Origin of the sequence: Streptomyces sp. NPDC048277 (assembly GCF_040652235.1) — a bacterium.
In the GTDB taxonomy this organism is placed as follows: domain Bacteria; phylum Actinomycetota; class Actinomycetes; order Streptomycetales; family Streptomycetaceae; genus Streptomyces.
On record NZ_JBEZLQ010000016.1, the window covers coordinates 1 to 26,651 of the forward strand.

General features: G+C 70.5%; 18 protein-coding genes and 2 pseudogenes. 11 read left to right on the top strand and 9 right to left on the bottom strand.

The genetic code is table 11. The annotated features are described in order from the left end of the window. Positions 1-449: 449 nt before the first annotated feature. The gene (locus AB0D85_RS30825; protein ID WP_362327359.1) at positions 450-965 is read left to right on the top strand and encodes a Tn3 family transposase; all 516 of its coding nucleotides are present in this window, start codon (positions 450-452) and stop codon (positions 963-965) included. A gap of 32 nt (positions 966-997) precedes the next feature. On the opposite strand, the gene AB0D85_RS30830 is transcribed toward AB0D85_RS30825, so the two are convergent. Then, positions 998-1,867: a helix-turn-helix domain-containing protein gene (locus AB0D85_RS30830; RefSeq protein WP_362327361.1), complete on the bottom strand. Its 870-nt coding sequence runs from the start codon at positions 1,865-1,867 to the stop codon at positions 998-1,000. 239 nt (positions 1,868-2,106) lie between these two features. Between AB0D85_RS30830 and AB0D85_RS30835 the strand changes: the two genes are divergently transcribed. Further along, positions 2,107-3,024, top strand: a complete 918-nt coding sequence (locus AB0D85_RS30835; RefSeq protein WP_362327363.1) for an alpha/beta hydrolase — start codon at positions 2,107-2,109, stop codon at positions 3,022-3,024. A 47-nt stretch (positions 3,025-3,071) separates the two neighbouring features. Here AB0D85_RS30835 and AB0D85_RS30840 read toward each other — a convergent pair. Then, positions 3,072-3,321: pseudogene (locus AB0D85_RS30840) on the bottom strand (IS5/IS1182 family transposase); the annotation flags it as partial. A 177-nt stretch (positions 3,322-3,498) separates the two neighbouring features. Here AB0D85_RS30840 and AB0D85_RS30845 point away from each other — a divergent pair. Continuing rightward, entirely contained in the window at positions 3,499-4,185 is a 687-nt protein-coding gene (locus AB0D85_RS30845; protein WP_362327365.1) for a DUF4232 domain-containing protein, read from the top strand. Positions 4,186-4,976: 791 nt separating this feature from the next. Here the strand turns inward: AB0D85_RS30845 and AB0D85_RS30850 are convergent. After that, on the bottom strand, positions 4,977-5,333 hold the full coding sequence (locus AB0D85_RS30850; protein WP_362327367.1) for a hypothetical protein: 357 nt from the start codon (positions 5,331-5,333) through the stop codon (positions 4,977-4,979). A gap of 157 nt (positions 5,334-5,490) precedes the next feature. After that, complete coding sequence (locus AB0D85_RS30855) at positions 5,491-6,414, bottom strand: helix-turn-helix transcriptional regulator (protein WP_362327369.1); 924 nt, start codon at positions 6,412-6,414, stop codon at positions 5,491-5,493. Between the two features lie 139 nt (positions 6,415-6,553). Between AB0D85_RS30855 and AB0D85_RS30860 the strand changes: the two genes are divergently transcribed. Next, positions 6,554-7,333 (top strand): NAD(P)H-dependent oxidoreductase, encoded by a 780-nt coding sequence (locus AB0D85_RS30860; RefSeq protein WP_362327371.1) that lies wholly within the window; start codon positions 6,554-6,556, stop codon positions 7,331-7,333. Positions 7,334-7,544: 211 nt separating this feature from the next. Here the strand turns inward: AB0D85_RS30860 and AB0D85_RS30865 are convergent. The 4 genes and pseudogenes from AB0D85_RS30865 to AB0D85_RS30880 all read right to left on the bottom strand — a co-directional run. After that, positions 7,545-7,766 (bottom strand): annotated as a pseudogene (locus tag AB0D85_RS30865) (transposase); the annotation flags it as partial. Positions 7,767-7,949: 183 nt separating this feature from the next. Next, positions 7,950-8,291 carry a hypothetical protein gene (locus tag AB0D85_RS30870; RefSeq protein WP_362327373.1) on the bottom strand — a complete coding sequence of 114 codons (342 nt, stop codon included), beginning with the start codon at positions 8,289-8,291 and terminating at the stop codon, positions 7,950-7,952. Between the two features lie 258 nt (positions 8,292-8,549). Beyond that, positions 8,550-8,780: a hypothetical protein gene (locus AB0D85_RS30875; protein ID WP_362327376.1), complete on the bottom strand. Its 231-nt coding sequence runs from the start codon at positions 8,778-8,780 to the stop codon at positions 8,550-8,552. A 530-nt stretch (positions 8,781-9,310) separates the two neighbouring features. Next, positions 9,311-12,658: a right-handed parallel beta-helix repeat-containing protein gene (locus tag AB0D85_RS30880; protein ID WP_362327378.1), complete on the bottom strand. Its 3,348-nt coding sequence runs from the start codon at positions 12,656-12,658 to the stop codon at positions 9,311-9,313. A gap of 288 nt (positions 12,659-12,946) precedes the next feature. Between AB0D85_RS30880 and AB0D85_RS30885 the strand changes: the two genes are divergently transcribed. After that, complete coding sequence (locus AB0D85_RS30885; protein WP_362327381.1) at positions 12,947-14,185, top strand: S8 family serine peptidase; 1,239 nt, start codon at positions 12,947-12,949, stop codon at positions 14,183-14,185. A gap of 35 nt (positions 14,186-14,220) precedes the next feature. Here AB0D85_RS30885 and eccCa read toward each other — a convergent pair whose 3' ends face one another. Then, positions 14,221-18,294, bottom strand: a complete 4,074-nt coding sequence (gene eccCa / locus AB0D85_RS30890) for a type VII secretion protein EccCa (protein WP_362327862.1) — start codon at positions 18,292-18,294, stop codon at positions 14,221-14,223. Between the two features lie 345 nt (positions 18,295-18,639). Between eccCa and eccD the strand changes: the two genes are divergently transcribed. From eccD to AB0D85_RS30920, 6 genes are all read left to right on the top strand, one after another. Beyond that, the gene (gene eccD / locus AB0D85_RS30895) at positions 18,640-20,040 is read left to right on the top strand and encodes a type VII secretion integral membrane protein EccD (protein WP_362327384.1); all 1,401 of its coding nucleotides are present in this window, start codon (positions 18,640-18,642) and stop codon (positions 20,038-20,040) included. Between the two features lie 54 nt (positions 20,041-20,094). Further along, a complete protein-coding gene (gene eccB / locus AB0D85_RS30900; protein ID WP_362327387.1) occupies positions 20,095-21,636 on the top strand; it encodes a type VII secretion protein EccB in 1,542 nt (513 codons plus the stop codon). A 324-nt stretch (positions 21,637-21,960) separates the two neighbouring features. Then, positions 21,961-22,326, top strand: a complete 366-nt coding sequence (locus AB0D85_RS30905; protein ID WP_362327390.1) for a WXG100 family type VII secretion target — start codon at positions 21,961-21,963, stop codon at positions 22,324-22,326. A 103-nt stretch (positions 22,327-22,429) separates the two neighbouring features. Then, positions 22,430-22,750, top strand: a complete 321-nt coding sequence (locus AB0D85_RS30910; RefSeq protein WP_362327394.1) for a WXG100 family type VII secretion target — start codon at positions 22,430-22,432, stop codon at positions 22,748-22,750. Between the two features lie 58 nt (positions 22,751-22,808). Next, positions 22,809-23,297 (top strand): type VII secretion system-associated protein, encoded by a 489-nt coding sequence (locus tag AB0D85_RS30915; RefSeq protein WP_362327398.1) that lies wholly within the window; start codon positions 22,809-22,811, stop codon positions 23,295-23,297. Positions 23,298-23,351: 54 nt separating this feature from the next. Beyond that, the gene (locus AB0D85_RS30920) at positions 23,352-26,642 is read left to right on the top strand and encodes an AAWKG family protein (RefSeq protein WP_362327401.1); all 3,291 of its coding nucleotides are present in this window, start codon (positions 23,352-23,354) and stop codon (positions 26,640-26,642) included. Positions 26,643-26,651: the final 9 nt, after the last annotated feature.

A 26,651-nucleotide genomic window follows, 5' to 3' on the forward strand; every position in this document is an offset into this window, starting at 1 on the left:
ACCACCCCCCAGATCATGATCAACAGGGGGGAGCAGTCATGCCGTCCCGGAGGCCGGGAACCCCATTGCGGGGCTGATCAAGAAGGTAATGGGGGCAAGCGCCGCGCCCCCCATGGCCACGCTCGCCGCACTCGCCGGCCCCGAGGCCGAGCCCGGCAGGCTCATCCGCTATGCAGCCGTACACGGGCAACCTGACCAAAGAGGCGACGGCCTCGTAGACCATGCGCACCACCCGGCGACGGCCGCGCTGTCGATGTAGTGGACGACCTCGGCCCAGTCCCGGCCCATCGCCCTGTGCACGGACAAGGTCTCGCCCAGCGGGTAGTACGTGGTGTTGCCCGCCGCCGCGTACCGGGCCACCAGCGCCAACGCTTCCATCACCGGCGGGTGGGTGTGGTTGGACGAGCGGAACTCCAGCAGTCGAGCAGCCTGATCAGCCCGATCCGGTAGTGGTCGGTGTACGACTCCTTCAGCCTTGTCTGCACCGTGCCGGCGACCCGGACACCTACCCGCAGCTCACCCCGGCGCTGACCCGCCCGATCCGCTGGGATCTCATCGCCCAGCAGTACGACCAAATGATCAAGTATGCGACCGCGATCCGGACCCGCATCGCGCCCACCGAGGCGATCCTGCGCCGCTTCACCCGCAACGCCTCAAACCCCGCCTGCCCGGCGATGCTGGAGGTCGGCCACGTGCGGAAGGCCAACTTCGTGGCCCGCTGTCTGCGGCTTCGGGACCTTAAGCGGGAGATCGAGGAGGGGCTGAACGTGATGGAGTCCGCCAACGGTGCCAACGGCGTGATCGCCTACGGCAATGGTGGGGAGATCGCCTCGAACCGCAGTGGGCGGACCTCCTCACCGCCGCCGACCGGCGTGGCCTGCCCCCGCTGTTCTGGTCCCACGGCCGGCCCTACGGTGACGCGCATGAACCTGAGCAACCTTGCCGTCGGGCCTGCGGCGGGCTGAACGGCCGGCCGGTCCGGGACCCGGGCGAGCCTCTAGCGGTCCGCTGCTGGGTGGTCGGCGGCCGGCGTGGCCCATGAGGCGAGGATGCGCAGACGGTCGTGGCTGAGTGTGCCGGGCTCGGCGGTCAGGGTGATGAGCTGCTGGTCGGGGTCGTCGGTGGAGGTGAGGAAGGACCAGTCGAGGGTGAGCGGGCCGACAACCGGATGGTTCAGCGTTTTCGTGCCCGATCCCTGGGTGGCGACGCGGTGGGCGCCCCACCAGCGCCGGAAATCGGGGTCCTGGAGCGACAACTCGCCCACCAGTTCGGCCAGCTGCGGATCTTTCGGATCGCGGGCGGCTTCCATGCGCAGCTGTGCCAGGGACGTCTGCGCCACCCACTCCCAGTTCGGGTACAGCGCCCTGAAGGCCGGTTCGCGGAAGACCAGCCGTACAAAGTTGCGCTTCTTCTCGGGGATCCGCGCGAAGTCGGTGAACAGGGCGGCCGCCATGGCGTTCCAGGCGAGGATGTCCGTGCGGCGGCCCAGGACGACGGCCGGCGTGGTGGAGAGGTCCTCCAGCAGGCGCTGCAGGTGGGGCTGGACCTTCTGCGTGATGCGCCGACGCGGCCGGGCGGCGTCCCGACCGGACAGTTCGAACAGGTAGGCACGCTCACCGTCGTCGAGCCGGAGGACACGTGCGAGGGTGTCCAGCACAGGTTCGGCCGCCTGTCGGCGGCCCTGTTCCAGGCGCGTGTAGTAGTCGGGGCTGATCGACGCCAGCAGGGCCACCTCCTCGCGGCGCAGGCCCTTGACCCTGCGCCGGCCGGCCGCCTCGGGCAGCCCCACCTCGGCCGGGCTCAGCTCTGTGCGCCGCGCCTTCAGGAAGGCGCCCAGTTCGCTGTCGTGGGCGTTGCTGCTGCTCATGGGCGCAAGTCTTACAGCCTGCTGGGCCCGTGACAGGGGGCCTGCCGTGTCCCAGGACCGCGGTGTCCGGGGACAGGCCAGGCCCCTTACCCGCTCACGTACCGCGTGCGAGTGTCGGCGATGTGGCCGGCCGGCGGACGGGCCGCCCCGAGGACGAAGGCGCCGCCGGAGGTCCCGCCGGAAGATCCGCGCCGTCCGCGGTCACCGCGCTTCCCCGCCCGCACCAGGAGAAACAGGCCGTGATGACCAGCGTCACCTTCCCCAGCAACGATCTCGCCCTGGCCGGGATTCTCTTCACCCCCGACGACCACGTCGACGGCCGACTGCCGGCCGTCGTCATCTCCCATCCGGGAGGCGGCGTGAAGGAGCAGAGCCCGAGTGTCTACGCCGAGCGCCTGGCCCGGGAGGGATTCGCCGCGCTCGTCTTCGACGCGGCCCACCAGGGCGAGAGCGAGGGCGAGCCGCGGGGGGTGGAGAACCCCTTCCAGCGGGCCGAGGATGTCAAGTCCGCGGTGACCTACCTGACCACCCTTCGCGACATCGACCCGGACCGAATCGGGGCTCTGGGCATCTGCGCGTCCGGTGGCTACGTCCCCTACGCCGCACAGACCGACCGCCGCATCAAGGGCGTGGCCACGGTGAGCGCCGTCGACATGGGCTCCGTGATCCGTGAGGGGCTGGGCCGCACCCAGGACCCGGCGATCCTCACGGCCCTGCTCGACCGGGCCGCGGCGGCGCGCACCGCCGAGGCGCGCGGCGAGGCTCCGGAGCTGATGCCATGGATTCCCGACGACGCCGAGGAACTGCTGAAGACCGCCACCCGGCAGTTCCGGGAGACGTTCGCGTTCTACCGCACCCCGCGCGGTCACCACCCCCGTGCGGTCCAGGGATGGGTGCTGCGCAGCGTCGACCAGCTCGCCCAGTACGACTCGTACGCGATGATCCGGCTCATCTCGCCCCGTCCCCTGCTGATGATCGCCGGTTCGGAGGCGGAGAGCGCCTACTTCAGCCAGGAGGCGATCGAGCAGGCGGCCGAACCCAAGGAACTGGCCGTCATCGACGGTGCCACCCATATCGACCTGTACGACAAGGACGAATACGTCACCCCCGCCGTGGCCAAGCTCACCGAGTTCTTCGGCAAGCACCTGGCCGGGTGACCACCCGCCACTCCGAACCCCCACGCAGCACAGACAGCCACCGGAACCGGCCGGCCGACTGCGACGATCAGACAGGGGGCAGCGTCAAATGACGACCTGATGACTGGTGGAGTACCTGCAGTTCTTCGACTGCTCCGCGATCGTGTGGGCACGAGTGGGGACCAGGGTGCCGTCGACGGTCAGCACGGTGTCCTTCCGCAACCTCTTGCGAGACTGCCAGTACGCGGCCACCAGCAAGATTCTCCAGGGGCGACCTCCGCGCACCAGATCGGTTCCCTCCCGCCGCAACGCGGTTAGGAACGGGGCTGGCCAGGAGGGTTCCCCTCGTCCAAGGTCCGTAGCCTCCGACGGGACATGCGGATATCTGACGTTACATCAGAACACCGCAGTTACAAGCCTGTTGAGATTTCACTCATACTGTGGTGATCAACACCGCGCTCGTCAGCGCGCCTTATGCAACGGAGAAACACCACGATGCGTCTGCTCCACTCTGCCACCGCGTTCGCCGCCACGTCGGCGCTCGCCCTGGCACTCACCGCCTGCGGAAACGGCAGCGGTGACGACACCTCGGGCGGGCAGGCGTCCGCACCGACGTCCTCGTCCTCGGCCACTGCGGACGGCGGCGCCACGGCCGAGAACGCGGGTGCCACCACGGACACGGGCAGCAGCACCGGAAGAAGCGGCAGCAGCGCCGCGGGCAGCAGCACCGGCGGCGGTACGGGCAGCAGCGGTGACGGCACCGGCGCGAGCCGCTGCCACACCGCCGGGCTGGGCTTCTCGTTCGGCTCCGGCGACGGCAAGATCAGCAGCTCGGACGACCAGCAGCAACTGCCCGTGGTCCTGAAGAACAAGACCTCCGCCGCGTGCACCATCCAGGGCTTCCCCGGGGTCGACCTGAAGTCCTCCGGGGGAAGCTGGTCGCTGACCCGCAGCAGTGCGACGCCCAAGAAGATCACCCTGGCCGCCGGCAGCAGCGCGACCTTCACCATCACCTACCTCCCCTGGAACCAGGGCAGCGGCACCGAGTTCAAGGCCACCTCCGTCGTCGTCACCCCACCGAACGAGACCACCTCGGCCACCCTGGCCTGGCCCGGCGGCAGCGTCCTTCTCCAGGACGGCGCCACGCATCCCGGCACCTACACCGGCCCCGTCGGCAGCTGAAGGCTGGACGGAGACGTACACACGGTCGCGTGCCTCCGACAGACAGACAGGAACGCGGCCGTGACCGTACCTCCAACACCCGGCCGTGGCGGGCGGCGGCCAGCATGACCACGCGAGAAAACCGGGCCTCAGGACCGGTCATCGTCCGGGACGAAGGCGGTGACGATCTCGCCGATGGGGCTCCTTGAAAACGTTTTCAGGGATCCCCATCATCGCCGACCTGCCTGCTCGTCTCCCAGCGGCGCGGCTCCGGGTACCGACGTAAAGGGCGCGGTCTCACCAACGACGGTCAGACCGAACGCCAGGACAGATGCATCAATCGCCTCCCGTCATTCCTCGACGCTGGCAGCGGGGCCCTCTCCACCAGTGCGAATCCTGACTCCGTCACGTCGAGGACTCCGAGACCGGTGATCATCCGGGGCACCGCCCGGCGCCCCGTGAGTGACAGGGTGCACCTGCCGACGGGCCCCGTGCACCAGATCCACGGCCCTGCGCGTCCTCCTGATCATCTTCCCGGGCACAGGCCGGCTGGCCAGGTACAGGCCGCCGGCGAGAACCCCGAGGTGGCAAACGCGCTACCCGCGGCATCCTCACCTCGCCGGCTGAAGCGGCAGCCTCGGGGCCGCGGGCCGTAGGTGCCGGGGCGAAGCACAATTTCGTCTTCGCCGACCGGCTGCCGGCGACATTGGTGAGTCAGCGCCATGGCACCCCGCACGGCGTGCCGGTCTGCTGGTTCGGCCTGGATCGCTCCACCATCACGCGCGCCATCGGCGAGGTGCGGCCCTGCTCACTCATCGGGGATACACCGTCGCGCCCGACGTCCGGCTGCGTGCTGTCAGCGAGGTCGTCGAGTACCTGGGCGCCGATGGCCGGACCGGGATCATCGACGGCACGAAGATCCGTGTGCGACTCCCGACCGCAGGCCGCAGGGACCGGGACACGTTCGTCTCATCGTCGGAGCCGACCGTGCTCACATCGCCAAGAAGATCACGCTCGTCGGATCGGGCAAGTGGCTGGAGAACAAGCCCTTCGACCACCTCGGCCTCGCCCGCCTCATCACCCACCGCTCCCAGCTCCCCGGAGCCCACAACGACACCCCTCCGCTCGCCGTCGCCCGCAGCGGCTGCACAGCCCAGGGCATCCTCCACCTCACGCCCGAAGACCTCCTCACAGCCTGGACTTCCAGCTGATTACCGACTCCGGCTCGGCCTCGCTCCCGGGACGGCGGTGTCTGGCCTGTGTCCCGTGCCGGACACGGACACGGACGCCGGGCAGCCGACCGCGGACCGTACGGACGGATCGGCATCATGAGGTGTCGGCGGGGGCCGGAAAGCCGTCAGAACTGAGGCGTTCCCGGCGGTGGGTGGGCATCGTCGGGTTGCTCGCGGACCTGGGAGTGTTCACTGCGGGATGCGCGTCACCGCTGTCCGCGCCCAGGCCCGCGAGAAGGCGCAGCCCGTCCTCGGCGGGACTGTCGGCAGCCGCGGACAGCACCAGCAGTTCCATGCCTGATGCGTCCGGCAGTGCGAAGTTCTCCTGGTGCAGTTCCAGCAGTCCGACCAGCGGGTGCCGGTACGCCTTGCGTCCATGCGTGCGGGCGTGCACGTCCGCACGGGCCCAGAGGTGGCGGAAGCGCTCGCTGCCCATCGCCAGCTCGCCGATGAGCGAGGCCAGGCGGGGGTCCTCGGGGTACTTGCCGGCGGCCAGGCGCAGGTGCCCGACCACGTCGAGGGTGCATTGGTCCCAGTCCGCGTAAAGGCCGTGCTCGGCCTCCTCAAGGAAGATGTGGCGGGCGGTGTTCAGGCCGGGCATCGGCCGGCCGAAGAGAAGCCCGGCGAGGCGGTTCCCGGCGAGCACGTCCATGCGGTGGTCCATGATCAGCGCGGGTGACTCGGCGACCAGGCAGAGGACGCGCAGCAGCTCCGGTCGTATCCGCCCGCCCGGCGCCTTCACGCACCGGCGGCGCTGCCGGGCGAGCCGGTCAAGGTGCCCGCGTTCGGTCTCGTCGAGGCCGAGGACGCGTGCGAGGGCGTCGAGGACCTGCTCGGAGGGCTGGGTCGCACGGCCCTGCTCCAAGCGTACGTAGTAGTCGACGCTGACTCCGGACAGGTGTGCGACCTCTTCGCGGCGCAGCCCTTGGACCCGACGGCGGTTGTCGGTGGGGATGCCGACGGCCACCGGGGCGACCCGGGAACGCCGGGAACGCAGGAAGCCCGCAAGATCGTCCATGCCCCCCAGTATCACCTCTGTGGTGCCGGCGAAGGTGGTCCTGCCATTACCAGGAAGTCCCGCCCGACGGAAGAAGCGTCCCTGAATGCCGGGCGCCGTGGCGCCCAGGATCGAACACAACCGATCCGAAGGAGTTCCCGTGAAAACGCTGATCGTCTACGCCCACCCGGAGCCGAAGTCCCTCAACAGCTCGCTGAAGGACCACGCGGTGTCCACATTGGAGACCGCCGGGCACGAGGTACGGGTGACCGATCTGTACGCGATGAACTGGAAGGCGGTCGTGGACGCGGAGGACTTCGGCCCCGACGCATCACATCCGCTGAACGTCGCCCACGACTCCGGCCGGGCCTTCGACGCCGGGACGCTCGCCCCGGACATACTCGCCGAGCAGGAGAAATTGCTGTGGGCCGACACGATCATCATGCAGTTCCCGATGTGGTGGTACACCATGCCCGCGATCCTCAAAGGCTGGGTGGAGCGGGTGTTCACCTTCAACTTCGCGTACGGCGTCGGTGAGCACACCGACACCAGGTTCGGCGATCGTTTCGGAGAAGGCACCCTCGTGGGCAAGAAGGCTCTGCTGTCGGTGACCACCGGCGCCCCGGAGCCGCATTACGCCCCCCGGGGGATCCAGGGCCCCATCGATGATCTGTTGTTCCCGATTCAGCACGGCATCTTCTGGTACACGGGCGTCGAGGTGCTGCCGCCGTTCGTGGTGTTCGGTGTCGGCCGGATGACCAGCGAGGACTACCCGGACGTCGCCAAGGCTTGGGAGCAGCGGTTGCTCACCCTGGAGTCGACTGAGCCGATCCCGTACCGGCCGCAGAACTTCGGCGATTACGAGATGCCCGCGCTGCATCTGAAGGAGGGACTGGAGCCCGCGGGGCGCACGGGTTTCGGCCTGCACGTGCGGGGCTGACCGCCGACGGTGGACAGGACGAGCCGGGGCGCGAACCCTGGCCTCGACCTTGCATGAGGGTCCGTCAGTTTGCTGACGGACCCTTTCGGCTTGTTCGGGGCGGGGATTTCTGCGGGCGGGCAAGCTGGTGGCCCGGCTGTCGCGTCGGGTGGGTGCCGGGTTCCACGGCTCCGGTCGGGTTGTGCTGCTTGTAGGGGTGGGAAGTTGCTGGTCAGCCAGGGTTTGGCAGGGCCGCGAGCCGTTGCAGGGCGTCGGTGATCACGTCGGCCCAGGGCCGGTGCTTGGCGAAGCGGAGGATGCGGCGGCGTCCGGTGGTGACGAGCTGAGCGGCCGCGGAGAACAGCGGCAACCGCAGGCGGCGGGGCTCCCATCGGCGGGCCTGGCCGGTAAGGGCGAGCCTCGGCATCCAGGCCATGGGGTCCAGAGCGGCCTGTGCTCGGCGACCTTGTAGGCCGCCGCGGTCAGACGGGCTCTGTGGTTGTCCGGAACGGCGGGCAGACAGTGCTCGTCCAGCCGGTTGCGGAAATAGCGCAGGGCTTCCTCCGCGATCAGTTCCTGCGCGACTGCCAGCAGGTCATCGTGCTGCCCTGCGGTCATCCCGGCGGGAGCCAGGGCGTCACAGAGGTGCGCGTCGAGCTGTTCGGCCGCCCTGCCCGGGCTGGTGCCGATGGAGGCGTAGGGCCCCCATCGGGTAGAAGCTGCCAGTCAGCCGGGGCTCGGCGACAACATCCAGATCGCCTTCGGCCGCGCGCGGTGCGTCTTCGAAGCTTTCGGGAGCCCCGACGAAGGCATCTACCGGGCTGGTGGGATGGATCTTCAACAGGCTCGCCCGCGCCAGCGCCCCCAGAAGCGTGCTGGTCTTGCCGCCGTCCGGATACAGCGGGCCAGGCCAGCCGCTGAACTCGGCGATGGGTGAGATCGAGGGTGCGTACCGCAGCAGGGCCAGGGCGCCGATCATGCCCCGGACGGGGGCGACGGGCAGTTCATCGCGGTCGGAGGGGAAGACCGCGTCATAGTGCTGCGCGACGATTGCCTGCTGGCCCTGTCTCCATGCGGTGTACGTCCTGTCCAGAGCCCGGCACCGCGGACATCAGCGGCTCCGTGCACTCCACGCAGGCGGGATCCTGGCCGTCGCAGAGCTGCTGGAACGCGGTCCGCGAGGTGAGACTGCGCGGCCCCGCGCATGGGGAACACGAGCGTCCGGGAACGACAGCCCTCACGCCGGCTGCCGCGACGGCGTAGATCTGGTGTCCCGCCCGGCGGTGTCGACGTCCTTCGCCTTCTCGCACCACATGGGTGTGCCGAGCTCCGGGGCAAAGCTGGCCAGAGCCCAGCAACGCTCGCCAATGGTCACGAGTTCCGGGTCCACTGTGCCGTACGGGACCACCTCCGGGATGAGCGTGGAGAGGGCGTCGACGGTCGGCTGCGGGTCGGGAATCTCGCTCACGCCCCTCCCTGTAAGCGCCCTGTCCGACACCCCCCAGTGTGCAGCCCCCTCCGACCTCGGCCTCGCCCGGTCCTCGTGCGGTGCGGGAAGCACGTCCGCGACCACCACCCCGACGCCACCTTCGACACCGACCCCAACCTCGCCTGCCGGGCGCCAGAGCCGACTACAAGGCCGGGGGATGGAGGGGGATCATCAATCGCACACCCCTTGTACGCCTAGACATCGGCATCGACTCCCTCCTGCCCTCAACCTGACCGGCGGACGAGCCGCACCGGCTCGGTCGACCGAGCACGGCCTGATCCATCTCCAGCTATCCGGCGGACGTAGTACGGTACGAGGCTCCGCGGCCCGTGCGCTCTCCCGCCACCGCTCGTGCCGTGTGAAGCACGGCAATCGAACCTCGGTGCACGCGCAGCGGCCTAAGCGCCCTTCGCCGAAGGGGAGTTCTGCGGCTCGTCGAGCGCCAAGTCCTCGTGAGGCGCTCTCCGCTCTCCGGCCGGGGCGGTGTTCGCGCCGACCGGGGGGCGGGCCTACCCGGCCGGGGCGGGCGGTGGGGTGAGCAGGTCCTCCGCCAGGAGGGTCTGGAGTTCCGCCATGCCAGGGGAGTCCATCGCGGCCAGCCGTCGGGCCTGTCGGGTGGCCATCCGCTCGACGGTCTGCCTGGCCAGCCGCGCGTTGCCGAAGGAACGGTCGCGGGGCTGGGCCTCGAAGAACGTCAGCAGTGCCTTCGGCAGGTCGGGGGCGCACTCGAAGCCGGAGGCGGCGGCGTGCTGTCCGACGATGGTGACGAGCTCCTCCGAGCTGTAGTCGGGGAACTCGACATGCCGCGAGAAGCGGGAGGCGAGGCCCGGGTTGGAGGCGAGGAAGCGGTTCATCTCGGCGGTGTAGCCGGCGACGATCACCACGACGTCCTCCCGGTGGTCCTCCATGAGCTTCAGCAGTGTGTCCACCGCCTCCCGCCCGAAGTCCGACGGAGATCCGGGCGGGGTGAGGGTGTACGCCTCGTCGATGAACAGCACGCCGCCCAGAGCCCTTTCGAACACTTCCTGGGTGAGCTGGGCGGTGTGCCCGACGTAGCGTCCGACGAGGTCGGCGCGGGCCACCTCGACGAGCTGTCCGCGCGGCAGCACGCCCAGGGAACGCAGCAGTCTCCCGTACAGCCGGGCCACCGTCGTCTTGCCGGTGCCGGGCGGTCCGGCGAAGACCAGGTGCTGGTTGATCCGGGAGGCGGGCAGGCCGGCGGCCATGCGGCGCTGGGACGCCGACAGCAGGTTGATCATGTCGGTGACCTCGTGCTTGACGCTCTGGAGGCCGACCATCGCGTTGAGTTCGTCCAGCGGCGAGGCGGCCCGGAGGCCGGACGAGGCTGCCTTGACGGCGGCGGCCGCGGCCTCGCCGACGTCCTCCGGCAGCAGCAGCGTCAGATCGTGCTCCCCGGCTTCAGGGAGGGTGGACAGCCGGGACGCCTGCCGGTCCACCATCTCCTCGAACACCTGCCGGGCCACCCGGCCGTTGCCGAAGCTGGGGCCCCGGTGCATGTCCGCGAAATGCGCGGCGAGCGAGTCCTTGGTGTCGAGGGCGAGTTCGTAACAGTGCCGCTCGCACATGCTCTCCACGATGGTCACCAGCTCGTCGACCGTGTAGTTGACGAACTCGACGGTGCGGGCGAAGCGGGACGCCAGACCCGGGTTGACCGTGAGGAAGGACTCCATCTCCTTGGAGTAACCGGCCGCGATCACCACCACGTCGTCGCGGTGGTCCTCCATCAGTTTGACCAGCGTGTCGACGGCTTCGCGGCCGAAGTCGGCTCCGGAGTTCTTGCTGTCGGAGGCGAGCGTGTATGCCTCGTCGATGAACAGCACGCCGCCCAGCGCCCGGTTGAAGGTCTCGGTGGTCTTGATCGCCGTACCGCCGACGACCTGGGCGACCAGGTCGGGCCGGGACACCTCGACGAGGTGGCCGGAGCGCAGGGCGCCGAGTTCGGCCAGGATGGAGCCGTAGAGACGGGCGACCGTGGTCTTGCCGGTGCCGGGGGCGCCCGCGAAGATCAAGTGCCGGCTCATCGGCGGGGCCGGCATGCCGAGGCTGGCCCGGCGCTGGGCCAGTCGGGTCAGGTTGACCAGGCCCTTGACCTGGTGCTTGACCGCGTCCAGCCCGACCAGGGCCTCCAACTCCTCGACTGGGCCTTCCGGTTCGGCGGGACCGGGACGGGCCGCCGCCCCGAACGCCGGGTCGTCCGGGTCCGCCGGGGCGGGCGGCGGCGCTCCGTCCCAGGCGTCCCGGGACCCGTTCGCCACGCTGGAGAGCCGGGCCACGGTGAGCGCGCCGTCCCGGGCGGTCTGCCGCAGTCCGGCGCCCCGGTTGTCGCTGACCGTGCAGTCGAGGACGGAGACCTGCTCGGCGCTGTCGACGCGGATACCGTCGGCCCGGCCGCTGGAGACCTCGCAGCCGCTCAGCGCGGCCCGTGCCCCGGCGGCGAGCAGCACGCCGTGCGAGCCGGAGGCGATGATCCGGTTGCGGAGGGCGGATGCCTCGCCGCCCTCCTCGACCCGGATGCCCTCCGCCGTACTGCCGTCGACGACGGTGTCCCGGATGTCCGCCAGGCCGCCCGCCGCGACGAGGACGCCGGGCCCGACGGCGTCGGTCAGGGTGCTGTTGCCGATGTACGAGCGGCCGTCGTCGCCGACCCGCAGGGCCGCACCGCCCGCCTTGTGGATCTCGCAGTCCTCCAGCCGTCCGCGCCCGCCCTGGAGGACGTCCACACCGTGGCCGCCTGCCGACGTCACCTGAGCCCGCCGGAGCAGCGGGTTGGCGCCGGAGCGTATGGAGATACCCGTCCCGGTGACCCCCGTCACCTCCAGCCGGTCGAACTCGGCCGCCGACTCTCCGGTCAGCAGCACGGCGGTCGCCGCCGAGCAGTCCCGTACGGCGGTCCGGGTCAGCATGGGTGCCGCGCTCTCGGTGGCCAGGACGGCGGGGCCCTCGCAGTGCGCGAACTCGCAGTCCTCGTACGTGCCCCGGGCCCGTCCGGTGACGGCCAGGCCGCTGCCCTTGGTCCGCCGGACCCGGCAGCGGCGCAGGATGGGCTCGGCTCCGGACGAGACCAGGATGCCGTGCTCGGCGGTGGCCAGGATGTCGAGTTCGGTCAGTTCCGGGCGAGACGCGCTGGTGACCAGGACGGCGACGGCCAGGTCGTGCAGGTGGGTGCGGAGCACTCGGGTGGCGCTGTTCTGCTCCAGCGCGATACCAGGCTTGTCGGTGGCGGAGATGTCGCAGTCCTCGACCGAGCCGCGGGTCTGGCCGTTGGCCAGGACACCGTTGCCGCGGGAGTCGCGCAGGGTGCTGCCGCGTACGACGGTCCGGGCCCGTTCGCTGATCACGATCGCCGAGCTGCCGAGGTTTTCGAACACGCTGTCCGCGATGACGCTCTCCTCGGACGAGGTGTCGACGACGCCGGCGCCCGCCGGGTTCGTGATCCGGCAGCCGCGCATGGCCAGTGAGCCCGCGTTGCGGCTGAGCACCGCGGTCCAGCCGGTGCCCACGATGTCGCAGCCTTCGAACGCGGCCTGCCCCTGAAAGGCGTCCACGACCGGTACGTCGTCGTCCTCGGGACCACGCAGCACCAGGTCGGTGAGCATCACGGCGTCGGCCACCAGGGTCACGGCGGAGCCGGTGCGGGGCGCGATCTCCACGCTGCCGCGGGCGCCCTCGGCGACGATGGTCACCCGCCTGGAGATCCGCAGGTTCTCCTCGTAGCGTCCCGGCAGGATGCTGATCACCGCGCCCGTACGAGCCTTGGTCAGCGCCTCGTTTATCGTCCGGAAGCTGTCTGGCCTATCGGGCCTTTCGGGACCGACCGTGAGCAGCTGGCGTGCCACGCTCGAATCTCCTCCTCGTCAGCGACGTCATGCCGAGAGTAGTAAACAGTAAGGAGCGTCGGTGAACAGCGGGAGGTGGTAGCGCATCTCCTTCCCGATCGCCCCCCTCCGGTCCGTCCGGCCCGTGCGAAGTCCTGTGCAGACACGGCGAGATGTCCCTCTAGCATGCGCATCATGAGGCAACTCCGGTCTCTCAGGCCTTTTCTGTCCCGCTGGCTTCCCCAAACTCCCTGTTCCAGGGCCTCCTTCTCTTCCTTCCGCTCTGCGGGTTCCGTCCGGCGGTCCAGGATGCTGGGCGCGCTGGCGGTGGCCGTGGTCTGCGCCGCGTCCGTCCCGGTGCCCGCCTTGGCCCTCTCTCCCTCTCCCTCCTCGTCGGGTGGCGTCTCCTCGTCGGGGGGCGGCGACAGTACGAGCCTGCCGCCGATCCCGCTCGCGCTGGGCGACGACGACCCGTGCACGGCCGCGTCGGGCCGTACCGCGCGGGCCACGACCTGGGCCCAGCAGAGCCTGTCGCTGCCCAACGCGTGGCAGCTGTCCCGGGGCGAGGGCGTCACTGTCGCAGTGGTGGACACCGGGGTGTCGGCCGAGGCGCCGGCGCTGTCCGGCCGGGTCACGGCCATCGGAGACGCCGACGAGGACTGTGTGGGCCACGGCACCTTCACCGCCGGCCTCATCGCTGCCGCGCCGACCAGCGGCACCGCCTTCCGGGGAGTGGCCCCGGCCAGCCGGGTGCTCGCCGTGCGCGGCACCGACCGGCGGGGCACCGCCACCGCCGACCTGGTCGCGGGCGGCATCCGGGCCGCCGTCGACCACGGTGCCGAAGTCATCGCCGTGGTACCGGCGTTGGCCACGGGAGAGGACAAGCTCACCGCCGCCGTCCGCTACGCCACCGCCCACGACGTCCTGGTCGTGGCAGCCGCCGCGCCCGACACCCGGCCCGGGTCCACCGCCACCGCCGAGGCAGTCCGGGCGTACTGGCCGGCGTCCGCGCCCGGCGCCCTGTCGGTGGCCGGGGTGCTGGCCGACGGAAGCGTGCTGGACAGCGCGGCCGGCGCCGACGGGGCGGATCTGACCGCACCCGGCGGCCCGGTGGTCGGCATCGGGCCGCGCGGCCCGGGGCACTACATCGCCACAGGCTCCTCCGCCGCCGCCGCGTTCACCGCCGGGGCGGCAGCCCTGGTACGCGCCTACCACCCGGAGCTGACCGCCGCCGAGACCGCCGAGCGGCTGATCGCCTCCGCCGCGCCCACCGCGGACGCGCCCCGGCTGGACCCGTACGCGGCGCTCTCCATGGTGCCGGCGGGGTCCCGCTCGCCCGTCGCCCCGTCGCCCGCCGCCCCGCTCCGCCTGCCCGCGGTGTCCACCACCCCCCGGCACCGCGCGCTGCTGGCCGCCGGTGCCATGGCGGGCCTGGTGCTGCTGGTGGCCGCCGCGGCGACGGTGATACCGCGCGGACGGGCACGGGGGTGGCGGCCGCCACCCCCGTCAAGCCCTGGCACTGCCCGCGGAGGCGATGCGCCGTCGTGACCCGCCGGTGAGTCCGCCCCTGCCTCCCGCCGTCGTCAGGGCGCCTCAGGTGCGTCCAGCCGGGCCGTCTGGACCAGGGTCGTCGTCCGCCGGGCGATGCGCATGGCACGGCCGGGCGGCAGGATGCGTGGCTTGATGTTGCCGAAGAGGTAGCCCTCGGTGGGCGGACAGGACAGGAGCAGGCCGGGGGAGTTGACCTCCTGGAGGCGGCGCATCAACGCCTCCTGCAGACCGCGTCCGGCGCCGGACGCGGAGCGGGCGACGACCATGTGCAGGCCGACCTCGTAGCCGAGCGCGAGATGGTCCAGGAGCGGCAGGAAGGGGTTGTTGCCGGGCCCCGCGCCGACCATGTCGTAGTCGTCGACCAGGACGAACAGCCGGGGCCCGGTCCACCAGTCGGCCAGCCGCATCCGGGCCGGGGAGATGTCCTGCCCGGGCACCCGGAGCCGGATCGCCCGGGCCGCGCCGTTGACCAGGTCACGCAGCGCGTCGACGGAGACGGCGTGTCCCAGCCGGTACTCCGGCGGCACCGCCTCCACCAGGTCACGGCGGTAGTCCACGAGCAGGACGCGCGCCTCCTCCGGCGTGTAGCGCTCGGTGATGGCACGGGCGACCAGACGCAGCAGGTTGGTCTTGCCGCTCTCGGTGTCGCCGACGACGAGCAGGTGCGGGGTGGCGCCGAAGTCGTGCCAGGCGGGGGTGAGTTTGTCCTCCTCGATGCCCAGCGCCACCCGCAGCCCGCCCTCGGGCGTGATCTGCGGGGCCGGCAGTTCGCTGCCGGCCAGCAGCTGGGGCAGCAGCCGCACCTCGGGTGCCCGCGGGCCCGTCCAGTGCTCCTTGACGTCCAGGACCAGGGCGGACGCCCCGGCCTCCAGGTCTCCGGCGCTCTCGACGCCGTCGATCCGGGGCAGCGCCGACAGGTAGTGCAGCTTGCTGTCGACGGTCAGGCCGCGGCCCGGGGCGGCGGGCACGCTCCTGGCCCGGCGGGTGTCCACCATGGACTCGATGGGATCGCCCATCCGCAGCTCGATCCGGGTGCCCGACTGGTCGCGGACGGCGGCGGCCAGCTCCACCCAGCGGGCGGTGGTGACGACCAGGTGGATGCCGTAGTTGAGCCCGCGGGCGGCGATCCTGGTGAACGTCTGGATCAGGTCCTGGTGGTCCTGGCGCACGGTGGACCAGCCGTCGACGACCACGAAGACGTCCCCGTGCGGCTGGTCGCCGAACTCGCCGGCGGCCCGGCGGGCGCGGTAGTCGCGCATCGAGGCGATGCCGTGCTGGAGGAAGAGCCGCTCGCGGTCCTCCAGGATGGCCGTGACCTCGGCGACGGTCCGCCCGATCCGCTCGGTGTCCACCCGGGCCGCCACCGAACCGACATGCGGCAGCCCGGTCAGCCCGGCCAGTGAGCCGCCGCCGAAGTCGAGACAGTAGAACTGCACTTCGCGCGGGGTATGGGTGAGCGCCAGGGCACATATCAGGGTCCGTACGACGGTGCTCTTGCCGCTCTGCGGGCCGCCCGCGACGGCCACATGGCCGCCGGCGGCCGACAGGTCGACCGTCAGCAGGTCCCGTACCTGGTCGAAGGGGCGGTCGATGATGCCGACGGGCACCGTCAGCCGGCCGCGGCCCGCCCAGCCGACGGTGGTCAGGCCGTACTCGGGGTGTGGTGCCAGCGGGGGGAGGAGCTGGTCCAGCGACGGGGACGTGTCCAGCGGCGGCAGCCACACCTGGTGGGCGGGCGGTCCTGAGCCGCGCAGCCGCTCCAGGGCGGTGGCCATCAGAGTCTGCGCGGTGCCGGGCCGCTCCTCCTCGCCCGGCGCGGGCACCGGCTCGCCCGGTCCGTCCGGACGGTCCGGCTCGTCGGGGACATCGGGCGCCGGACGGGGCGCGACCCACTCCGTGGTCCAGGGCACGACCTGGCCGGCCGCCCGCGCCTGCGCCACCGGCCCGCTGCGCTGCTCGTAGGGCCCCGAGACGTACGCGGCCCGGAACCGGGTCAGCTCCTCCACGCCGCTCTTGAGGTAGCCGCTGCCCGGCTGCGGCGGCAGATGGTAGGCGTCCGGCACGCCGAGCACGCCCCGGCTCTCCATGGCCGAGAAGGTGCGCAGGCCGATGCGGTAGGAGAGATGGCTCTCCAGCTGGTGCATACGGCCCTCGTCCAGCCGCTGGGAGGCCAGCAGCAGATGCACGCCGAGGCTGCGCCCGAGCCGGCCGATCATCACGAACAGTTCCATGAACTCCCGGTGCGCGGCGAGCAGTTCGCTGAACTCGTCGACGATGACGAACAGGCTGGGCAGCGGTTGGAGCGGAGTGCCCGCCGCGCGGGCCCGCTCGTACTCCAGGGCCGAGGTGTAGTTGCCGGCCGCGCGCAACAGCTCCTGCCGCCGGATCAGCTCGCCGTGCAGAGCGTCCTGCATCCGGGAGACCAGCGCCACTTCGTCGGCCAGGTTGGTGATCACCGCGGAGGTGTGCGGCAGTTCGTCCAGGCCGAGGAAGGTGGCGCCGCCCTTGAAGTCCACCAGGACGAAGTTGAGGGTGTCCGAGGAGTGGGTGAGCGCCAGCGCGAGCACCAGGGTGCGCAGGGTCTCGCTCTTGCCGGAGCCGGTGGCGCCGATCAGCATGCCGTGCGGGCCCATGCCGCCTTGCGCGGACTCCTTGATGTCCAGTTCGACGGGGGCGCCTTCGGCGCTGATGCCGATGGGCACGCGCAGCCGCTCCGACGCGCCTCGGCGCGCCCACAGCTCCGCCGGGTCGAGGCGGTGCAGGTCCGTGATGCCCAGCAGGGACGTCAACTCGATGTCCGTGGCCATCGGTTCTGTGGTGTCGCCGCCGAACGCCACGCGGTACGGGGACAGCCGCATGGCCACCGCTCGCGCCATGGCCGGACCGAGGTGGTCGGGACGGCCGAGCCGCGTCGCCTGTTCCTGGCGGTTGCGGTCGGTGCGCACCAGGCTGACGGTGCCGCCGTCCCGGCCCGGACCTCCGCCCCGGCCCGCGCCCGAGCCTGGGACCGCGCGCTCGTCCTCGCTGAACTCCAGGCGCAGGGTGGATCGTCCGGGCCGCCAGGTGAGTTCGCCGGACAGGTCGAGCACGACGGCGTTGCGGAACCCCGCGCCGTCGAACCGGTGGCCGCTCGGGACGCTCCCGTGGTCCACCACGATCACCGTGAACGGCTCCTCCTGGCCCGCGACGGCCTCCGGGTCGTGCGGCGGCCGCTCCTGGAACTCCGCGCCCAGCAGGTCCTCAAGGCCGGTCATGCCGGAGAAGACCAGCCGCACCGGTCCGGCGCCGTCCTGCTCCTCGGCGTGCAGGCTGTGCGGCAGCCACTTCACCCAGTCCCAGTCCGCGCGCCGCTCCTCGGACACGCAGAAGGCCAGCCACAGGTCGTCGGGCGAGTGAAAGACGGCGAGCTGGGCCACCAGGGCGCGTACGGCGCCGCGGATGCGGTCCTCGTCGCCCCGGAACAGCACCCGGGACCAGGCCCGCAACGACAGCGCGATGGGCTGGTCGGGGACGGTCGAGTAGGCCCGTATGAAGCTGCGCAGCGCGTGCGCGGACAGTGGTTCCAGGTCCTCGACGGGTTTGGTGGACATCGGCGCCAGGCGCAGCCCCAGCCGCTGCCCGCCCACCGCGAGCCGGGCCTCGCCGAAGTCGTCGTGTCCCGGCCTGCGCTCCCACAGCCGGGTGGTGCGGGCCAGAGACGACAGCGCTCCCGGTTCGGGATGCCGCCAGGACAGCGCGAACTGCTGCTGCACGAAAGCCCCGCGGACCTGGAGCCGGGTCTGCCGGAGGTAGCGCAGATAGTCACGGCGCTCGCCCTTGAGCCGGTTCTTGCGGTCGCCGGCCTTGCGCATCACCTGGCCCAGGATCATCAGCCCGGAGGCGGTGACCATCAGTGCCATGGCGGCGTAGCCGAGCGCAGAACTGCCGCTGCCCATACGGACGAACAGCAGCATCATCGAGGCCGACATCATGCCCATCGGCAGGTAGTTCCACACCGCCGAGGTGTCGGGCACGATCTCCGGCAGGGTGGGCGGCTCCTGCAGGCTCAGCTCTCCCTCGGGCATGTCCGGGGCCCGGCGGCGGGCCGGACGGCGGAAGAGAACCACACTCAAGGGACAGCCTCCTCGGTGACGAAACAGCAGTCGAACGGTCAGAACCCGACGCCGGACGGTCAGAACTGACGGCGCCGGAAGCGGCGGCAGTGGAGCGGAAGACGGCGGGGCGGAAGACGGCGCACGGACCGAACGACCGAACTGTAGAACCTCCCGGCCCGCGAACTCGTGAGCGGGGCAGGGCTCTTCGGACGGCACCGGAAAGATTTTGTAGGGTACAGCCGTCCGATTCCAGACGCCGTACTCGCGCGTCGGTCCCGGCACCCCACTGCCACAGGGTTTCTTCGATCCGCATTTCCCGACGGCCCCCTGCCCGACTCCTGGAGAGACGAGCGAGCCTTGACCGACGCCATACCGGCACATCTGTGCCGGATCACGGTACGAGCACCCGAGAAGTCCATGGACCTGTCCGTCCCCGGTGACGTTCCGGTGGCCGACCTGTTGCCCGCACTGCTCGACTACGCCGGCGAGGAAACCCAGGAGTCCGGTGTCGAACACGGCGGCTGGCTGCTCCAACGGCTGGGCGGCGCGCCTCTGGACGAGGAGGCCACCCTGGACGCGGCCGGGGTGCGCGACGGCGAGACCCTCCATCTGAGGCCGCGCGCCGAGGCGTTGCCCGAACCGCACTTCGACGACCTCGTCGACGGCATCGCCACCGCCATGGACCGTCGACCGTTCGTCTGGACCCCGACGGTGGGCCGACGGGTGCTGATCGGCCTCGCGGTGACCGCGCTGGCTGTCGGCTCGGTGCTGCTCGCCCTGCCCGGCCTGGACTTCTGGCTGCGCACCGGCGTGCTGTTCGGCGGCGGCCTGCTGATGCTCGCCGGCGCGGCCTCGGCGAGCCGGGCCGTCGGCGACGCCGGGGCCGGCGCCGCGCTGGGCGTGATGGCCACCGTGTACTGGACGCACGCGGGCTGGCTGCTGCCCGGCGGCACCTTCCAGGGCGGCCAGGTGGATCAGGTGCTCGGCGCCCGGCTGCTTGCCGCGTCGGCCGCCGCGGCGGGCGGCGCGGTGCTCGCGCTCGCGGTGGTGGCGGCCTTCACCCCGCTGTTCCTGGCCACGGCCGCGGTCGCGCTGGGCGGTGCGCTGGGCGGCCTGCTGCTGGTCCTGTTCGATCGGTCACCGCAGGAGGCGGCCGCCGTGCTCACCGTGGTCGCCGTGTCGTTCGGGGCGTTCGTGCCCGCGCTGTCCTTCCGGCTCGCGGGGTTTCGCACCCCGCCGCTGCCGACCAACGCCCAGCAGCTCCAGCAGGGCATCGACCCGCACCCCAGCGGCGACGTGGCCGCCCGCACCGTGGTCGCCGACGTGTGGATGACCGCGCTGTTCGCGGCGGCCGGACTGCTCTGCACGGCCTGCCTGGCCGCCCTGGTCCAGCCGTTCGGCCGGCCCGGCGCCTGCATGGCCGCGGCGCTCTCCCTGCTCCTGCTGCTGCACGGCCGCGGTATGGGCAGCTTCTGGCAGCGGCTCGCGCTGATCGTCCCCGGGGCGCTCGGCGTGGCCGGCCTCGTGGTGTCCGCGGCCCTGGTGGTCTCGCCGGAGACCCGGCCCGCCCTGCTCGTGGGGCTGTTCGCGACGGCGGCGGCGTGCGCCATCGCGTCCTGGACGGTGCCGGGGCGGCGGCTGGTGCCGTACTGGGGCCGGGCCGCCGAACTGCTGCACTCCGCCGCGGCGGTCAGTCTGCTGCCGCTGATGCTGTGGAACCTCGGCGTGTACGGGTTTCTGCGGGCGCTGGACCTGTGATCCCGGCGCCCGGCCCGGTCCCGGTGAATTCTCCGACCCCTTAGGGAGCGAGACGTGCAGAACAGACGCGACCAGGTGCAGGCGCACATGTTCGTCATGGGGCGGCTGACCTCGGGGCTGCTGCGCACCGACCTGGACGCACCGGAGAGCCCCGTCGGCCGCACCAACCGGGGCCTGGCGATCGGCGTCGTCGTCGCGCTGCTGGTGTCGGCCGGGGCCTTCGTCTTCGGCCTCGTCTCCCCGTCCACCACCAACTCCTGGCGCGCCTCGGGGACTTTGATCGTGGACAAGGACACCGGCGCCCGCTACCTCTACGCCGGCGGCGAGTTGCGCCCCGTGCTGAACTACGCCTCCGCGCTGCTCCTCGTGGGTTCGACCGGCGCCGAGATGACCACCACGGCGGTCGGCACCGACTCCCTGCGGCACACCTCCCGGGGCGCCGCCGTCGGGATCAGCGGCGCCCCGGACGTACTGCCGGACGCCGACGCACTCGCCGGCTCCCGTCCCTGGCTGGTGTGTTCGGTGTCCGCCGACGGCGCGGGCAGCGACGCCACCGTGCTCGCCGTGGCCTCCTCGGCCGCCGAACGGCCGCTGCCCACCGGGAGCGCCCTCCTGGTGGGCGGCCCGGACGGCGGCCGCTACCTGGTGTGGCAGGGCATGAGACTGCGGATCGACACCGGCCGCAGCGCCTTGGAGGGCCTCGGCTACGGCTCCGCCCGACCCCGCGAGGTCTCCGCCGCGTTCCTCGACGCGCTGCCGGCCGGACCCGACCTGTCCCCCGCCGACGTACCCGGCCGGGGCGAGGCCGGGCCGACGGTCGGCGGGCTCCACACCCGGGTCGGACAGGTTTTCCGCACCACCGTGCCGGGGTCCGCGCAGTCCCAGTACTACCTGCTGCAGCGCGACGGCCTGGTGCCGCTGACGAACACCGGGGCCGCGCTGCAACTCGGGGACCCGGACACCGCGAAGAAGGCGTACGACGGCGGCCCGGCGAGCGCGCGACAGCTGGAAGCGGGGGCCCTCAAGGGCCGCTTGGCCGCCGGGGACACCGGCACCGGCTCGTCCGCCGGCTCCACCGCCGGGTTGCCCGAGTCACCGCCCGCCCTCGCCGGCGTCAAGGAGGACCAGGGGGCCTGTGCCTCCGTGACGCCCGGATCGGCGTCCGGATCCGGAGCCGGGTCAGGGGTGCGGGTCGGTGTCGCGCTGGTGGCAGAGAGCGCGCTGGCCCCTGTCGCCCAGTCGACCGCCACCGGTACGACCGGGACCACGGGGACCGCGGGGGCCTGTCTGCCCGTGGACGGCGTCGTGGTCGAACCGGGTGGCGGCGCGCTGGTCCTGGCCGGCAGCGCCGCGGGCGGCGACGCCGGCGGCAGCAGGTACCTGGTCACGGACACTGGTGTGAAGTACCGGGTGCCCACCGCCGACGACGAGAAGGCCCTCGGCTACACCGCCGGCCAGGAGATGACCGTGCCCTCGCTGCTGCTGTCGATGCTGCCGACCGGGCCGGACCTCGACACGTCGGCCGCGTCCGCCCCTGCGGGCGCGCGCACGGTACCGGCGGGCACGGGTTGCGGCGGGGCCGCCGGGAAGCCTTGAGGCTGTGAGGTCAACATCCGCATCTCTACGCTCAGTTCGCCCTTCAGGTGTTCGTCGTGATGCCGACGGGTTACAACAAAGTGAAAGAAGCGCGAGTTGGGGTTGATGCTCAGGTGCCGGAAGCCATGAAGTGTTGCACCAGTAACTAGCCCTTCTCTACGATCAGTTGAAGAATCAAAAGGGTCGTGCACTGCGTCATGAGCTCCTCCGGTTTCCCGCGTCGGCACGTGAACCCGCGGCAAGCGTCATCACCCCGCCCTCAGGTGGGCCCCTTCGGCCGGCCGGAGAGCCGACGGTGACGCTGTTGTGGAGAGAAGAGGCAACATGAGCGAGAGCGGCATCCAACAGTCACACGAATCATCCACCCGCAACGGGATCAGCGCTCTTGAGCAGGCGTACAGCGGCGTCCAGCGCATCCTTCAGGACGTGGAGAGCACCAAGAACAACCTGTCGAGTTCCTACCAGGGTTCGGACGGCGGCGCCTACGGCAAGCTGCTCGACCTGTGGGACGACCAGGTGGTCGTCATTCTGAAGAACCTCGAAGACATGATCGACAAGCTCAACACGAGCCTGACGCAGCACAATCTGGCCCAGGGTTCCGGCCGCGAGGCCATCGACCAGGCGTTCAGTGCCAGCGAGGCCGCCTTCGACGCCCTGTCCGGTTCCGGCGCCGTCGCCCCCGCCGGCTGAGCATGCACGCCGCGGTCTCCGACCGCCGCCCCCCGCTGCCCCAACGCCCCGGCGACACCACTCCACCGGCACCGCACCGGCGCCGAAGAGATGAGGATCCCGAATGTCCGATCTGAGCGACGGCTACATCCACGTCGAGTACAGCCCCGTCAACAACGCCGCCGACGACATGGTCCAGCAGACCCGGGCCATCGAAGGCACCCTGAGCACCCTGGAGACGGAGCTCAACGAGCTCAAGCAGACCTGGTGGGGCGGTGACGCGGAGGTCTACGAGCAGAAGCAGGCGGCCTGGGACAACGCTGTCGTCACCATGCAGCAACTGCTGAACTCGCACGCGAGCCTGCTCTCCGACGTCTCGGACAACTACAGGTACACGGAGCAGAACCTGAGCCAGCTCTGGTCCGAGGTGTCCATCGGTCTGTGACCGCGCGGTACGCCGTCGCCGCGGGAACGGGGCGACATCCGTAAGAGGGGAAGCATCCATGGCGGACTTCAGTCACCTGGACAAGCAGTCCATCCAGGCGTTCATCCACGGAGACCTGGCGACGTTCATCGGTGACCTCAAGAAGATCCTCGCGGGCGACCCGTCCATGCGGGACATCGCGGACGGCGTCACCACCAAGTACAACGTGGGTGCGATCTCCGAGGCCAAGCCGCTCATGATGGGTCTGATCGACACGAACGACCTCGTGAGCGGCGCCACCTTCACCGACTCGCTGGCGACCAACATCAAGACGGTCGTCAGCACCCTGGAGGCGCAGCAGGAGACGTTCGACGAGATCGACGAGGGCCTGCGCACAACCCTTGAGGAACTGTTCAAGGCCCAGGGGGACAACCTCGGCAGCATCGAGGCGGACAAGTTCAGCGAAGTGCTGACCGAGTCCGGCTTCACGGGCGAGTCGTCGAGCGGTACCTCCGGTGGCTCCGGCGACTCGTCCAGCGGCAGCGACGACAGCAGCAGCGACACATAGCGCGCCCTCCGCCCCCACTCCTCCCCCACCGGATCCTCACCCGGGAGTCCTCCCTTGGCCGACGAAGACGACAGTGACCGCTGGGCCAGAGCCGTCAGGTCGTTCACGGGCTACCCGATGCCCTCTCGCGACGGCATGTTCGACGGCCTGACGGGCGACGAGCCCAACGGTAACGCGCCGCTGATCTCGGTCGCGATCGAGGACCGCGACTTCATGGAGATGACGGAGTCCGCCTACGAGCTCTACTCGGGCCCGAACATCGACGGCCACGACTTCGTGATCCACTTCTTCTCACCGCCGCTGGTGGACCCGGACGACGTGGACCTCGACGACTACTCCGACGCCGAACTCAAGGAGAAGGTCTACCCGAGGCTCCGCAAGGTGGTCATCGATTTCGTCGGGCCGAACGGCCAGGACGTCAAGCTGGACTACCTGAATCCCTTCGGCTGGGGCGGTTCGTCCGACACCAGCACGTTGAACGGCATGAAAAGCCACTTGGGCCAGTACGTCGAGGGCGCGGGCAATGTGCTGTACGAGCTCGGCTACCAGAACAACATCACGTACGACGACATCGACTTCTCGTCGAACGGTGCGACGGTGGACCGGTCCCAGGCCATGGACTTCGGCACCTTCACCAGGACGGCCGAGGCATACGACCGGGTGGCCAAGTTCTTCGTGGAACACGCCGAGACACTGAAGCAGTGGAAGGAGTCCCTGGGGGAGGACACCGCGGCCTGGAAGGGCAAGGCGGCCGAGGTCTTCCACGATCTCATCGACGGACTGCACAAGAACTACAGCGGGTTCGCCGACCAGACGCACCCCAAGAGGTTCTCCGCCGAGCACCAGTCGAAGTGGGACTGGTACGTGTCGTCGAGCAAGCAGGGCGACGCCATCCTGGGGGCCGGCAACGCCGTCCTCACCGCCATCCGTGACCTGTACCAGGCATGGAGCGACTGGGAGAGCGGAACCAACGTCGACTGGGCCGACCTGTCCACCGGCGAGGACCCCGTGGAGTACCTGCCGGGCCTCGGCAGCCCCTACGGCATCCTCTACTCGATGCTGCAGTCGGCCAGTCTCTGGGCCTACAACCACAACGCCAGGTTCGCCGTGAAAGCCACGAAGACCGGCAGCAAGTCGACGTATTACGCGGGCAACACCACCGGCTCCGGCACGTGGCGGGACAGTAAGACCACGACGCACTTCTACGCCCTGAGGTCCGAGGCCGAGCAGGTGATCCCCGGGCTCGGCTGGCTCCACGACGTCTCCACATGGGCCGGCCTGGGCACCAAGGCGGTCGCGTCCTGGAACAAGGGTGTGGAGGAATACCTGATTCCCGCAGCGGACACGGCGCTGTCGACCGTCAACAACGAATTCATCCATGCCCGGAGGGTCCTCGACAAGGTGCTGAAGCCCGAGGTCACCAGCTACTTCGGCGGGACGGACGGGAGCGGTAGCTCCGGCGACACCGGAGACACGGGGGACGACAGCGCCCAGGACGCGATCGACGACGCCGAGGCGAAGGCGCAGGCAGCGATCGACGAGGCCAACAAGGCGATCGACGAGGCCAACGCCAAGGCCGACGCCGCGATCGACAAGGCCAACGCGGCGGCACAGGCGGCGGCCGACAGGGCGAACAAGGCGATCGACGAGGCCAACGCCAAGGCCGACGCCGCGATCGACGAAGCGAACGCGGCGGCGAAGAAGGCGATCGAGGACGCCAACAACCAGGCGAACAAGTCGAACGACGCCGCCAAGACCGCCATCGACGATGCGAACGCGGCGGCGAACAAGGCGATCGACGAGGCCAACAACCAGAACCAGTCGATTCAGGACGATGCCAACTCACAGCTGAAGGACACCAACAACCAGGCGAACGAGGCGGCCAACCAGGCCAAGGCGGACGCCAACGCGGCGATCGGCAAGGCGAACGAAGCGGCGAACCAGGCCATTAAGGACGCCAACAACCAGGCGCAGTCGACCACCGGCGAACCCAACGACGCGATCGTCAACAACGACTCCCAGTCCGGCTTCCCGGTCGGGTCCTTCATCAAAAACACCTCGCCCGAGTCGGACAACACCGGGAATTCGAGCCGACTCACCGGCGGCGTCACCGTCCAGAACCCCGACGGCAGCGTCACGACCACCTACTCCGACGGCACAGAGGTGACCAAGAACCCGGACGGCACGGTCACCCAGACCGACCCCGACGGCACCGTGACCGTCTCCAACCCGGACGGCTCGGTGACGGTCACCAACCCGGACGGCAGTGTGCAGGCGACGGGTCCGGGCGGCAACGGCTCGATCACCACCAATCCGGACGATCAGACGGTCGTGTCCGGTCCGAGTGGCAAGATCACCGTCAACCCGGACGGTTCCACGAGCGTGACCGGCCCGAGCGGCAGTACGAAAACCTCCTCGAACGGCACGGTCACGGTGACGGGCCCCGACGGCAGTACGACCGTGACATCCCCGGACGGCAGCGTGCAGGTGACGTCTCCGAACGGCTCGGTGAAGGTGACGAACCCGGACGGAAACACGACGGTGAGACCCCCGGACGGATCGGTCACCGTCGACAATCCCAACGGGTCGAGCAACGGCTCCGGCAACAACGTCATCAATAACTTCAACAACAATTCCAGCAACAACTCCAGCAACAATTCCGGAAACAACTTCAGCAACAACTCCACCAATAATTCCGGCAATAGTTCTGGGAATAATTCCGGCAACGGGTCCAGCATCACCACCAACTACCCGAACGGTAGCTCCGGGGGCTCGTCGGGCCTTGGTTCGAACGGATCCTCGTACAACTCCGGAGGAGAGTCGAGTTCCGACGGCTACGCATACGACGACGCAGCCGCCGCAGCCTCCTCCGGATCGGGCACGGGCTCCGACGGAAGCACGGCCGGCAACCCGTTCGTGCAGGGCGAGAGCGGTTCCAACTCCAGCGCGCTGGGCGGTTCCAGCTCCAGCTCCAGCTCCGGGAGCGGGAGCGGGAGCCCGATGATGCCGCAGATGGGCGGCATGCGCGGTGGCGGCGAGTCCCCGACGGAGCGCGAGCGGTCCAGTCCGGGCCCCCGCATCAGCAGGGCGTCCATACGGCGCGGCTCGGGGTCCTCGCAGGCCGCCGAGCGCCGCCGGACGGCGACGACGCCCGACGAGGAGCTGGAGGAGGACATGATCACCACGCGTTCCAGCACTCCGTTCGGGCCCACGATGCCCCCGCCCGCGCAGCGGGACCAGGCCACCCAGAGCGACGGCGACCGCGAACGGACGGCCTGGATGGCCGAGGACGAGGACGTCTGGGGCACTGACGAGGGCACGACGCCGGCGGTGATCGGACGATGACGGCTGTCA

Coding starts and splice junctions, on each gene's coding strand:
- AB0D85_RS30830 (WP_362327361.1), bottom strand. CDS start 1,867: ATGAGCAGCAGCAACGCCCACGACAGCGAACTGGGCGCCTTCCTGAAG.
- AB0D85_RS30845 (WP_362327365.1), top strand. CDS start 3,499: ATGCGTCTGCTCCACTCTGCCACCGCGTTCGCCGCCACGTCGGCGCTC.
- AB0D85_RS30855 (WP_362327369.1), bottom strand. CDS start 6,414: ATGGACGATCTTGCGGGCTTCCTGCGTTCCCGGCGTTCCCGGGTCGCC.
- AB0D85_RS30870 (WP_362327373.1), bottom strand. CDS start 8,291: ATGATCGGCGCCCTGGCCCTGCTGCGGTACGCACCCTCGATCTCACCC.
- AB0D85_RS30885 (WP_362327381.1), top strand. CDS start 12,947: ATGCTGGGCGCGCTGGCGGTGGCCGTGGTCTGCGCCGCGTCCGTCCCG.
- AB0D85_RS30905 (WP_362327390.1), top strand. CDS start 21,961: ATGAGCGAGAGCGGCATCCAACAGTCACACGAATCATCCACCCGCAAC.
- AB0D85_RS30910 (WP_362327394.1), top strand. CDS start 22,430: ATGTCCGATCTGAGCGACGGCTACATCCACGTCGAGTACAGCCCCGTC.
- AB0D85_RS30915 (WP_362327398.1), top strand. CDS start 22,809: ATGGCGGACTTCAGTCACCTGGACAAGCAGTCCATCCAGGCGTTCATC.